The sequence below is a fragment of the Streptomyces sp. SCSIO ZS0520 genome (assembly GCF_025643355.1).
Classification (GTDB): domain Bacteria; phylum Actinomycetota; class Actinomycetes; order Streptomycetales; family Streptomycetaceae; genus Streptomyces; species Streptomyces physcomitrii.
Genome location: NZ_CP092644.1, coordinates 1,050,390 through 1,063,642 on the forward strand (window position 1 = coordinate 1,050,390; position 13,253 = coordinate 1,063,642).

Below are 13,253 nucleotides of genomic sequence, written 5' to 3' on the forward strand. Positions count from 1 at the left end.
CGTCCAGTCCCATACTTCCCGCGCGCCGTCAGGATTCGCTGTTGTCCAGCGCCAGCTGGATCAGGGCGTCCGCGTCCATCTCGTCGATGTCCGCCGACCCGGTCCCGCCCTCTTCGGCGGGTTCCTCCTCCACGTCCGCGAGCTTCAGCAGTACGTCGAGGAGCCCGGCCTCCTCGATCCGGGCCAGCGGCAGCGTCGCCAGCGCCCGCCGCAGCCGCGCCTCCCGGGGGTCCGCCCCGCCGAGGTCCGCGCCCAGTTTGCCGAGGAGGTGGGCGGCGAGGGCGTTCGGGGTGGGGTGGTCGAAGACCAGGGTCGCGGAGAGGGCGAGCCCGGTGGCCGCGCCGAGCCGGTTGCGCAGTTCGACCGCGGTCAGCGAGTCGAAGCCCAGGTCCTTGAAGGCGCCCTCGGCGTCGATGCCCCCGGTGCCGCCGTGGCCGAGGACCGCGGCGGCGTGGGTGCCGACGAGGTCGAGCAGGGCCTCGTGCCGCTCCGCCGGGGACAGCCCGGCGAGGCGCGCGGTGAGCGGTTCCGCCTCGGGGCCGCCCCGCTGCCCGGCCGCGACCTCGGGGAGGGCGGCGAGCAGGGGGCTCGGGCGGGCCGAGGTGAAGCCGGGGGCGAAGCGCTCCCAGTCGATGTCGACGACGGTGGCCGTGGTCAGGTCCGCGGCGAGCGCCCGGTCGAGCACCCCGAAGGCGGTGTCCTGGCGCAACGGCGTCATCCCGGCGAGCCGCATCCGGTCCACCACCGCCTCGTCCACCGCCATTCCGCCCTCGGCCCAGGGGCCCCAGGCGAGCGAGAGCGCCGGGAGGCCTTCGGCCCTGCGGCGCTCGACCAGCGCGTCCACCTGCGCGTTCGCCGCCGCGTAGTTCCCCTGCCCCGCACCACCGACCGCCCCCGCGAACGAGGAGAACACGACAAAAGCGGAGAGATCCATCCCCCGCGTCAACTCATCCAGCAACTCCGCACCCCCCGCCTTCGGCCCCCACACCCCCGCAAACCGCTCCGCGGACAACGACTCCACCACCCCGTCATCCACCACACCCGCCACATGAAACACCGCCGAGAACACATACTCCGCAAGCAGCGAGGCAACCGACCCCCGGTCACTCACATCGCACGCGACGACGTCAACCCGTACACCCAGGGCCCCCAGCTCACGCACCAGCTCCTCAGCACCAGGCGCCGAAGCACCGCGACGACCGGTCAACACCAGATGCTCCGCACCCCGACCCGCCAACCACCGCGCCACACCCGCACCCAACGCACCCGTACCACCCGTCACCAACACCGATCCGGACGGCACCCGCCAGTCGGCGAGGGCGGTACGGTCCTCGGGCTTCCGGTGGACGAGACGGCGGCCGAAGGCGCCGTGAGCGCGCAGGGCGACCTGATCCTCGCCGGTGGTGCCGGACAGCACGGCGGCGAGCATCTCACCGCCCTTGCCGTCGCGGGGCAGATCCACCAACCCGCCCCAGGTCTGCGGGCGTTCCAGGGCCACCACCCGCCCGAAGCCCCACACCTGCGCCAGTACGGGATCGGGCACCTCACCCGAAGCAGCCGACACCGACACCGCGCCCCTGGACAGACACCACAACCGACCCGACACCCCCACCTCGTCCAACGCCTGCACCAGCGCCAGGAGTTCGGTCGCGGAAGCGGGGCAGGCGAGCACACCGGCCACCGGGCCGCCCGCCACCGCCTCGGTGAGTGCCCGGGGGTCCGCTGAGGCGCAGTGCACGACCTCGGCGCCCGCGGCGGTCAGCGCGCGCTCGATCTCGTGCGTGGTGCCGGTCTCCGCGGCTTCCGTCGTCCCCTTCGCCTCCGGGGCCGTCTCGCCGATCAGGAGCCAGCGGCCGGGGAGTTGGGCCTCCGGTGGGGTGAAGGGCTGCCAGGTCACCTCGTAGAGGAGGGTGTCGAGGGCGGGTCCGGTGCTGCCGCCCAGCCAGGCGGGGAGGGTGGCCTCCTCTGCCGGAGTGGGCCAGTAGCGCTCCCGCTGGAAGGGGTACGTGGGCAGGTCCGGCGCCGAGGTGGCGGTACCGCCGAGCAGACGGGGCAGGTCGACCCGGGCGCCGCTCGCGTACGCCTGTCCTACGGCGTCGAGCAGTGTCCGGACCTCCGGCCGGTCCCGGCGCAGCAGCGGCAGCAGGACGAAGCGGTCCTGGGGGACGGGGGGCGTGGCACTGCCGTGGGGCTCGGCCCCGGTGTCGATGGGGAGGCAGTCCTGGGCGGCGGCGGTGAGCACGCCGTCGGGGCCCAACTCCAGGAAGTGGGTGGCCCCTTCGGCGAGCAGGCTGCGCACGCCCGCATGGAAGAGGACGGTGCTCCGCACGTGCCGTACCCAGTAGGCCGGGGAGCACAGGTCCCCGGCCGTGGCGGGCTCACCCGTGACGTTCGAGAGGAGGGGCATCCGGGGTGCGGACAGGGTCAACCCGCTCACCACCGCCGCGAATTCGGGCAGCATCGGCTCCATGCGCGGGGAGTGGAAGGCATGGCTCACCGCGAGCCGCTTGATCCGGTGGCCGACCGCCTCCGCGAGAACGGCGATCTCCTCCACCGCATCGGCGTCACCCGAGAGCACACTCGCCCGCGGCCCGTTCACCGCCGCGACCTCGACCCGACCCTCGTACCCGGCACAGAGCCGCACCGCCTCCTCACCCGACACGGACACCGCCAACATCGCCCCACCCGACGGCAACGCCCCCATCAACCGGCCCCGCGCAGCCACCAGCTCAGCCGCATCCGCGAGCGAGAACACCCCCGCCACATGCGCGGCCGCGATCTCCCCGACCGAATGCCCGAGCAGGAAGTCGGGCCGGAGGCCCCACGATTCCACCAGCCGGAAGAGTGCCACTTCGAGGGCGAAGAGCCCGGCCTGCGCCCACACCGTGCGGTTCAGTGTCTCCGCGTCGCCGCCGAAGACGAGGTCCCGCACCGACTCGCCCAGGTGGCGGTCCAGTTCCGCGCAGGCGCCGTCGAAGGCCTCGGCGAAGACGGGGAACGCCTCGTACGACTCCCGTCCCATACCGGGGCGTTGGGCCCCCTGCCCGGTGAAGAGGAAGGCCCACCGGGCGTCCTCGCGGGCGGTACGGGGCGGGGTGAGGCCCCCGGCCACGGCGTCCAGGGCGGTCCGCAGCTCGTCGGCGGTGTCGCCGAGGACGGTGGCCCGGTGGGTGAACGGGGTCCGGGTGGCGGCCAGTTGGCGGCCGATCCGGGCGAGGTCGCCCGGATCGGCGGCGGGGGCCGGGAGCCCGGGGGGTCCGCCGAGGTGGCCGCGCAGGCGTTCGGCCTGGGCGCGCAGGGCCTCGGGGGACTTGGCCGAGAGGGTCCAGAGCGCGGGCAGTGCGGGCGGGGTGGTGGGCTGCGCGGTCGCGGCGGGCGCCTCGGCGGTGGCCGGGCCGGTCCGGACCCGGGGCGCCGCGTCCTCCGGAACCCCCGGAACCTGCGGCGTCTGCGCCAACTCCGGTACCGGCGGGGCCTCTTCGAGGACCAGATGGGCGTTGGTGCCGCTCATGCCGAAGGAGGAGACGGCGGCGCGGCGCGGGTGGTCGGTGGCGGGCCAGTCGCGGCGCTCGGTGAGCAGGCTGACGGCGCCGGAGTCCCAGTCGACGTGCGGGGTCGGCTCGTCGAGGTGCAGGGACCTCGGCAGTACCCCGTGCCGCAGGGCCCCCACCATCTTGATGACGGCGGCGACTCCGGCGGCGGCCTGGGTGTGCCCGATGTTCGACTTCAGCGAGCCGAGCCACAGCGGGCGGCCCTCCGGACGCTCCTGACCATAGGTGGCGAGCAGGGCGCCCGCCTCGATCGGGTCGCCGAGGGCGGTGCCGGTGCCGTGCGCCTCGACGACGTCGATATCGCCGCCCCGCAGGCGGGAGTTGGCGAGGGCCTGGCGGATCACCCGTTGCTGGGCGGGGCCGTTGGGCGCGGTGAGGCCGTTGGAGGCGCCGTCCTGGTTGACGGCCGAGCCGCGCACCAGGGCGAGGACCTGGTGGCCGTTGCGCCGGGCGTCGGAGAGGCGTTCGACGAGCAGCATGCCGACGCCCTCGGACCAGCCGGTGCCGTCGGCCGCCGCCGAGAAGGGCTTGCACCGGCCGTCGGCGGCGAGACCGCGCTGGCGGCTGAAGTCGATGAAGGACTGCGGGGTCGACATCACGGTCACGCCGCCCGCGAGCGCGAGCGCGCACTCGCCGCGCCGCAGCGCCTCGGCGGCCAAGTGCAGGGCGACCAGGGAGGAGGAGCAGGCCGTGTCCACGGTCAGCGCGGGCCCTTCGAGACCGAGGGCGTAGGCGATCCGGCCGGAGGCGACGCTGCTCGCGCCGCCGGTGCCGAGGTAGCCCTCCAGGTTCTCCGCGGAGTGGCCGACCAGGGCGGTGTAGTCCTGGCCGTTGGTGCCGACGAAGACACCGGTGCCGCCCGCCTCGGCGGGCCGTATCCCGGCACGTTCGAAGGCCTCCCAGGAGGTCTCCAGGAGCAGCCGCTGCTGCGGGTCCATCGCCAGCGCCTCACGGGGCGAGATCCCGAAGAAGGCGGCGTCGAACTCCGCGGCCTGGCCGAGGAATCCGCCGCCCCGGGTGTACGTGGTGCCGAGCCGCCCGGGGTCCGGGTCGAAGAGGGCGTCCAGATTCCAGCCGCGGTCGGCGGGGAACGGGGTGATCGCGTCCCGCTCCTCCGCGACCAGCTGCCACAGCTCCTCCGGGGAGCCGACACCGCCGGGGAAGCGGCAGCTCATCCCGACGATGGCGATCGGTTCCTCGCTGCCCGCGGTGTGGCGCGCCACGGTGGCGGCGCCCCGGCCGTCGAGCAGCTCGGCCCGCAGATGGGTGACGAGCGCGGCGGGCGTCGGGTGGTCGAAGACCAGGGTGGCGGGCAGCTCCAGACCCGTGGCACGGGCGAGCTGGTTGCGGAACTCCACCGCCGTCATCGAGTCGAACCCGAGCTCGCGGAAGGCGAGTTGGGGGTCGGCCGCCTCCTCCGCGGTGTGGCCGAGCACCGCGGCCACGTGGTCCCGCACCAGGCCGAGCAGCACCCGGCCCGGGTCGGCCTCCGCCGCGAGCCGCCGCGCCAGGGGCGAACCGGCCCCGGAGGGCGCGGACGAACCGGGCGCCTCCTCCGGCTCCGGGGCCGGTCCTGTTCCTGCCGGAGTGCCGCCACCCGCGCGGGCGGCGGGCGCGGCGCTGGCGGGCCAGAAGCGGCGGCGCTGGAAGGGGTAGGTGGGCAGGTCCACGAGGGCGCCGCGCGGGCCGGGGAACACGGCCTCCCAGTCGGGGACGGTGCCGGAGCAGTAGAGCGCGCCGAGGGCCGCGGCCAGCGTGAAGGCCTCGTCCCGGTCGCGGCGGAGCAGGGCGGTCAGTCGGTAGCCGGGGTGGGCGGAGGCCTGCCGGCCGGTGGCGGTCTCACGGTCGGCGGGGGCGGCGGGCGTGTCGGGTACGGCAGCCGTGGCGGGTACGGGGGCCTCGTCATGTACGGGGACTGCGTCACGTACGGGCGAGAGAGCCGACTCGGCGGGAGCGTCCCCACCGGCGGAGACGTCGGCAACGGCGAGCTGCTCAGCGGGGCCCTGCTCAAGCCGGTGCTCGGCCAAGGTCTCCTCGGCCGAAGCGGTGAGGACGGCGTCGGGGCCCAGTTCGGCGAAGCGGGTGACTCCGGAGTCGGCCAGGGTGCGGATGCCCTGGTGGAAGAGGACGGTGCCGCGGACGTGGCGTACCCAGTGCCCCGGGTCGCGCAGTTCCTCGCCGGTGGCGAGGCGTCCGGTCACATTCGAGACGAGCGGGATGCGCGGCTCGGCGGGAGTCAACTCCCGGACCACCGCGGCGAATGCGTCGAGCATGGGGTCCATGCGCGGGGAGTGGAAGGCATGGCTCACCGCGAGCCGCTTGATCCGGTGGCCGACCGCCTCCGCGAGAACAGCGATCTCCTCGACCGCGTCGGCGTCACCCGAGAGCACACTCGCCCGCGGCCCGTTCACCGCCGCGACCTCGACCCGACCCTCGTACCCGGCACAGAGCCGCACCGCCTCCTCACCCGACACGGACACCGCAAGCATCGCCCCACCCGAGGGCAAGGCCCCCATCAACCGGCCCCGCGCAGCCACCAGTTCAGCCGCATCCGCGAGCGAGAACACCCCCGCCACATGCGCGGCCGCGATCTCCCCGACCGAATGCCCCAGCAGGAAGTCCGGGACCACACCCCAGGACTCCAGGAGCCGGAAGAGCGCGACCTCCAGGGCGAAGAGGCCCGCCTGCGCCCACTGCGTACGGTCCAGGGTTCCGGCTTCCGACAGGTCACGCTCGGCGTCGGCCTCCGTGCCGAAGACGATCTCCCGTACGGGCTGGGGCAGATGGGGGTCGAGGGCCGCGCACACCGCGTCGAAGGCCTCGGCGTAGACGGGGAAGGTCTCGTACAACTCCCGGCCCATACGGGGGCGTTGGGCACCCTGCCCGGTGAAGAGGAAGGCCAGGCGGCCCGGCAGCGGTACGCCCTGTTCCAGTCCCGCGGCGGGGCGGTCCTCGACCAGGGCGCCGAGGGCGGCGAGGAGTTGCGTACGGTCGCTCGCGACGAGGGCGGCGCGGTGGGCGAGCGGGGAGCGGCCGAGGGCCAGGGCCCGTGCGACCTGAGGGGCGGTCAGCTCCGGTTGGGCGAGGAGCAGTTCGCGCAGCTGCCCGGCCTTGCGGCGGACCGCTTCCCCGGTGCGGCCGGACAGCACCGCGACGGCGGGCCGGGGCGGTTCGGCGGCCGGGGCCTCCACGGCGGGGGCGACGGGGGCCTGTTCGAGGAGGAGGTGGGCGTTGGTGCCGCTGATGCCGAAGGAGGAGACGGCGGCCCGGCGGGGGCGGCCGGTCTCCGGCCAGGGCCGCTCCTCGGTCAGCAGGCGCACGGCGCCCGCGGACCAGTCGACGTGCGAGGTGGGCGCGTCCACGTGCAGGGTGCGCGGGAGCACTCCGTGCCGCATCGCCATGACCATCTTGATCACACCCGCCGCGCCCGCGGCGGCCTGGGTGTGCCCGAGGTTGGACTTGACCGAGCCGAGCCACAGCGGGCGGTCCTCGGGCCGCCCCTGCCCGTAGGTGGCGAGCAGGGCCCCGGCCTCGATCGGGTCGCCGAGGGCGGTGCCGGTGCCGTGCGCCTCCACCGCGTCGATGTCCGCGGTGGTGAGCCGGGCGCGGCTCAGGGCCTGGCCGATGACGCGTTCCTGGGAGGGGCCGTTGGGGGCGGTCATGCCGTTGGAGGCGCCGTCCTGGTTGACGGCGGAGCCGCGCAGCACGGCGAGGACGCGGTGGCCGTTGCGCTCGGCGTCGGACAGCCGCTCCAGGAGGACCATGCCGATGCCCTCGGACCAGGAGGTGCCGTCGGCGGCCTCGGCGAAGGGCTTGCAGCGGCCGTCGGGGGCGAGTCCGCGCTGCCGGGAGAACTCGACGAAGGTGTGCGGCGCCGCCATCACGGTGACCCCGCCCGCGAGCGCGAGTCCGCACTCGCCCTGCCGCAGCGCCTGCGCGGCGAGGTGCAGGGAGACCAGCGAGGAGGAGCAGGCGGTGTCCACGGTGACGGCGGGGCCCTCGAGCCCGAAGGTGTAGGCGATCCGGCCGGAGGCGACGCTGCCCGCGCTGCCGTTGCCCGCGTAGCCCTCGACCTCCGGCTCGTGGGCGAGCAGATTGACGTAGTCGTGGTACATGACGCCGGTGAAGACGCCGGTCCTGCTGCCGCGCAGGCTCGCGGGGGCGATCCCGGCGCGTTCGAAGGCCTCCCAGGAGGCTTCGAGGAGGAGGCGCTGCTGCGGGTCCATCGCCAGCGCCTCGCGCGGGGAGATCCCGAAGAGCAGCGGGTCGAACTCGGCGGCCCCGTCCAGGAATCCGCCCTCGCGGACGTAGGAGGTGCCCTTGCGCGCGGGGTCGGGGTCGAAGAGGGCGTCGAGGTCCCAGCCGCGGTCGGTGGGGAAGCCGGAGATGGCGTCGCCGCCGGAGCGCACCAGCTCCCACAGGTCCTCCGGGGAGCGCACCCCGCCGGGGAAGCGGCAGCTCATGGCGACCACGGCGAGGGGTTCCTCGGGGGCCGCGGCGGGCCCGGCCGGGGCGGTGGCGGCGGTGCCGCGGTCGTCGAGGAGCCGGCCGCGCAGATGGGCGGCGAGCGCGGCGGGGGTCGGCTGGTCGAAGACGAGGGTGGCGGGCAGCCGCAGGCCGGTGGCGGCGGAGAGCCGGTTGCGCAGTTCGACGGCGCTCAGCGAGTCGAACCCGGCGTCCTTGAACACCTGGGCGGGCTCGGGCGGTTCATGGGCGGCCCGGCCGAGCACGGCGGCGGCCTCGGTGGTGACGAGGTCGAGCAGGAGGCGTTCTTGCTGCGGCGCGCCGAGGGCCGCGAGGCGTCCGGCGAGGGAGCCGGGGGCGGTCGCGGCCCGGGCCGCGGGCCGCGGCGCGGCGGGGGCGAAGTGGGCGAGTGCGGGCGGCAGTTCGCCCGCGGCGGCGAGCGCGGCGCGGTCGAAGCGTACGGGGAAGAGCACCGGCCGGGGGTGGCCGAGGGCCAGGTCGAGCAGGGCGAGGGCCTGCTCGGTGGGGAGCGCGCGCATGCCGCCGCGGTCCAGCCGCCGGGTGTCGGTCTCCGCGAGTCCCCCGGTCAGGCCGCTGCGTTCGGCCCACAGTCCCCAGCCGAGGGAGAGCGCGGGCAGTCCTTCGGCGCGCCGCCGGGCGGCGAGGGCGTCCAGGAAGGAGTTGGCCGCGGCGTAGGCGGCCTGTCCGGGGGCGCCGAGCACACCCGCCGCCGAGGAGAACAACACGAAGGCGGTGAGCGGGAGTTCGCGGGTGAGTGCGTGCAGAGTGCGGGCGGCGTCGGCCTTGGGGCGCAACACCGCGTCGAGCCGGTCGGCGGTCAGCGTCTCCACGGTGGCGTCGCCGAGCACCCCGGCCGCGTGCACCACCGCGCGCAGCGGCGCCTCCTCCGGCACGGTGGCGAGCAGTGCCGCGAGCGCCTCCCGGTCGGCCGCGTCGCAGGCGGCGGTGCGCACCGACTCGGCGCCGAGCGCGGCCAGTTCGGCGGTGACCTCCGCCTCGGCCTCGGGGCTCGCACCGCTGCGGCCGATCAGCAGCAGATGGCGTACGCCGTGCGCGGCGACCAGGTGCCGGGCGACCGCGCGGCCGAGGACGCCCAGGCCGCCGGTGATCAGGACGGTGCCCTCGGGTCCGAACTCGCCGCCGGGCGAGGCCACTTGCCCCTCGGCGGTGTCCCGGGCGGCGGGCACCAGGCGCGGCACCCGCAACTCGCCCTCGTACAGGGCGGCTTGGGGGTGGCCCTGGCCCGCTGCTGCGGCGACCGCCTCGGGATCGGCGGCCGGGTCGGCGTCCAACAGGGCGAAGCGGCCGGGGTGTTCGGACTGGGCGGAGCGGACCAGGCCGCGGACCGCCGCGGCCACCGGATCGGTCTCGGCGGCCCGGGTCAGGAACACCGTGCGCGGCGCGTTCTCCTCGGCGAGGGCCCGGTGCAGGGCCTCCAGGGTCTCGTGCAGGGCGGTGCGCAGGCCACGGGAGGTGTCGGGCTCGACGGTCACCGGCGGTTCCCCGGCTCCGCCGGTGGCGGGTGCGGGCACCCAGTCCAGCTGGAGGAGGTCCTGCCCGGCCGCGGGGAGGAGGGCGGGGTCCAGGGGGCGCAGGGCCAGCGAGGCGACCGAGACCACGGGGTGGCCGCTCGCGTCGGTGGCGTCGAGGGCGAGGGCGCCGGGTCCGGCAGCGGTGAGCCGTACCCGCAGGGTGGTGGCGCCGCTCGCGTGCAGGCGTACCCCGCCGAAGGCGAAGGGCAGCCGGGGGCCCGCCGAGCCGGGGAGCACCCCCCCGAGGGCGGCGGGCTGCAGGGCGGCGTCCAGGAGGGCGGGGTGCAGGCCGTAGCCCTCGGCGGGGGCGGCCTCCGGTGCCGGTTCGGGCAGGCGGACCTCGGCGAAGAGTTCCGTCCCGCGCCGCCAGGCGGCCACCAGGCCCTGGAAGGCGGGCCCGTAGGCGAAGCCCTCGGCGGCGCGGTCGGCGTAGAAGCCGTCCAGGGCGAGGGGTTCGGCGCCGCGCGGGGGCCACTCGGGCTGGGGAGCGGGGGCCGGGTCGGTGTCGGGGGCGAGGACGCCCTCGGCGTGCCGGGTCCACTCGCCGCCCCGGGGGCGGGCCCAGGCGGTGAGCGGGCGCCGCCCGTCGGGCGCGGCGTCCCCGACGGCGAACTGGAGCTGGATCTCCTCCTGTTCGGCCCAGGCCAGCGGGGCGTGCAGGGTGAGTTCGTCGAGCCGGGCGCAGCCGACGTGGTCCCCGGCGCGGACGGCGAGTTCCACGAAGGCGGTGCCCGGCAGGAGCACCCGGCCCGCCACCACATGGTCGGCCAGCCAGGGCTGGCGGCGCGGTGAGAGGAGTCCGGTGAAGACGTAGCCGTCGCTGCCAGCGAGGGCGACCGCGGCGCCGAGCAGCGGATGCCCGGCGCCCTCCGCCCCGGCCGGGACCGCGCCGCTCCCGGTGGCGGCGCCGTCGAGCCAGTAGCGGGTGCGCTGGAAGGCGTAGGTGGGCAACTCGACGCGGGGAGCGTCCGGGTGGGGGGCCGCCCAGTCCACCCGGGCGCCGTGGGTGTGGATCTCGGCGAGGGCGCGGGCGAAGCTGCCCACCTCCTCGCGGTCCCGGCGCAGGGCCGCGCTGAAACGGACCGGCTGGGCGGGGGGCTCCTCGGCGAGGCAGTCCTCGGCGAGGGCGCTGAGCACGGCGTCCGGGCCCAACTCCAGGCAGGCGGTGACCCCGTGGGCGGCGAGGGCGCGGACCCCGTCGTGGAAGAGGACGGTCCCGCGGACGTGGCGCACCCAGTATTCGGGCGCGCACAGCTCCTCGGGGCGGGCGAGGCGGCCGGTGACATTGGAGACGAGCGGCACGGTGGGCGGCTTGAACTCCAGGCGGGAGACGACCGCGAGGAAGCGGTCCAGCATGGGGTCCATCCGCGGCGAGTGGAAGGCATGGCTGACCCGCAGCCGCTTGGTGCGGAACTCCCCCAGCCCGGCGGCGAGTTCGGCCACCGCGTCCTCGTCGCCGGAGAGCACGACGGCCGCCGGTCCGTTGATCGCGGCGAGCGCGGCCCGGCCCTCGTATCCGGCGAGCAGCGGGCGGATGGCCTCGGCGGGGGCGGCCACGGAGAGCATGGCGCCGCCCTCCGGCAGCGCCTCCATCAGCCTGCCGCGCGCGGCGACCAGGGCGCAGGCCTCGGGCAGTTTCAGCATGCCCGCGACATGGGCGGCGACGATCTCGCCGACCGAGTGGCCGAGCAGCACGTCGGGGCGCACCCCCCAGCTCTCGGCGAGCCGGAACAGGGCGCTCTCCTGGGCGAAGAGCGCGGCCTGGGTGTAGGCGGTGCGGTGCAGCAGCGCCGCCTCGGGGCTGCCCTCGGCGGCGTGCACGACCTCGCGCAGCGGGGTGTCGAAGTAGCGGTCGAGGTGGGCGCAGGCCTCGTCGAAGGCGCGGGCGTAGACCGGGTGCGCGGCGTACAGGGCGCTGCCCGTGCCGGGCCGCTGGGAGCCCTGGCCGGTGAAGAGCAGGGCGAGCCGTCCGGGCACGGCGGTGCCCTCGACCAGGGAGTCGGCGCCGGTGCCCGCGGCGAGCGCGGTCAGCGCGGTCCGCAGCTCCGCGGCGTCGGCGCCGAGCACCACGGCGCGGTGGTCGAAGGCGGTGCGGGTGGTGGCCAGGGCGCGGGCGGTGCCGCCGAGGGAGGGCGTGCCGCCGGGGCGCGCCGGGTCGGTCGCGGCCAGGAGGGCCGCCGCCTGGCCGCGCAGGGCCTCGGGGCTCCGGGCGCTCAACGGCCAGGCGTACAGGGGCGGTCGGGGTTCGTCCCGGGAGGGTTGCGGCGCGGGTTGCGGCGCCTGTTCCAGGACGAGGTGGGCGTTGGTGCCGCTGATGCCGAAGGAGGAGACCGCGGCGCGGCGGGGGCGGCCGGTCTCGGGCCAGTCGGTGCGTTCGCCGAGCAGGCTGATCTTCCCGGCCGACCAGTCGACCTGGGGGCTCGGCCGGTCCAGGTGCAGGGTCCTCGGCAGGACGCCCGCGCGCAGCGCCATGACCATCTTGATGACCCCGGCGGCTCCGGCGGCGGCCTGGGTGTGGCCGAGGTTCGACTTCACCGCGCCCAGCCACAGCGGCCGTTCGCGGTCCTGGCCGTAGGTGGCGAGCAGGGCGTGCGCCTCGATGGGGTCGCCGAGGGTGGTGCCGGTGCCGTGCGCCTCCACCGCGTCGACCTCGGCGGGGGTGAGCCCCGCCTGGTCGAGGGCCTGGCGGATGACGCGCTGCTGGGCGGGCCCGTTCGGGACGGTCATGCCGCTGCTGGCGCCGTCCTGGTTGACGGCGGAGCCGCGGATCACGGCGAGCACCGGGTGGCCGTGGGCCTCGGCGTCGCTGAGGCGCTCCAGGAGCAGCATGCCGGCGCCCTCGCCCCAGCCGGTGCCGTCGGCCGCGGCGGCGAAGGGCTTGCAGCGGCCGTCGGCGGCGAGTCCGCGCTGCTGGCTGAAGTCGACGAAGAGGTCGAGGGTGGACATCACGGTGACGCCGCCCGCGAGCGCGAGTCCGCACTCGCCCTGCCGCAGCGCCTGGGCGGCCAGATGCAGGGTGACCAGTGAGGAGGAGCAGGCCGTGTCCACGGTGACGGCGGGCCCTTCGAGCCCCAGGGTGTACGAGATCCGCCCGGAGGCGACGCTGCCCGCGTTGCCGCTGCCCGCGTACACCTCGACGCCCGGCGGCAGGGCGTCCAGGCGGGAGGCGTAGTCGTGGTGCATGACGCCCGCGAAGACGCCGGTGCGGCTGCCGCGCAGGCTGAGCGGGTCGATCCCGGCGCGCTCCACGGCCTCCCAGGCGGTCTCCAGGAGGAGGCGCTGCTGCGGGTCCATGGCGAGCGCCTCGCGCGGGGAGATCCCGAAGAACTCCGCGTCGAAGCCGCCCGCGTCGCTGAGGAAGCCGCCCTCGCGGACATAGGTGGTGCCGCGGTGGTCGGGGTCGGGGTGGTAGCGGCCTTCGAGGTCCCAGCCGCGGTCGGCGGGGAAGGCGCCGACCGCGTCGCGCTCGTCGAGCAGCAGCCGCCACAGCTCCTCCGGGCTGCGCACCCCGCCCGGGAAGCGGCAGCTCATGGCAACGATCGCGACCGGTTCGGCCTCCTCGGCGGCGCGCAGCTTCTCCTTGGTCTGGTGCAGTTCGGCAGTCACCCACCGGAGGTGGTCGAGCAGCTTCTGTTCGTTGGTCATGACGTCCGGACTCCAGTTGGTCAAGGAAGGTGCACCGCGC

General features: G+C 75.9%; 1 protein-coding gene. It reads right to left on the reverse strand.

All coding sequences use genetic code 11. The annotated features are described in order from the left end of the window. Nucleotides 1-28: 28 nt before the first annotated feature. Nucleotides 29-13,213, reverse strand: coding sequence for a type I polyketide synthase (locus MID12_RS03535; protein WP_263164819.1), 13,185 nt, complete (start codon nt 13,211-13,213; stop codon nt 29-31). Between the last annotated feature and the right edge of the window lie 40 nt (nt 13,214-13,253).

Excerpts from the sequence above, each read along its gene's own strand:
- MID12_RS03535 (WP_263164819.1), bottom strand. The coding sequence starts at position 13,213 with ATGACCAACGAACAGAAGCTGCTCGACCACCTCCGGTGGGTGACTGCC.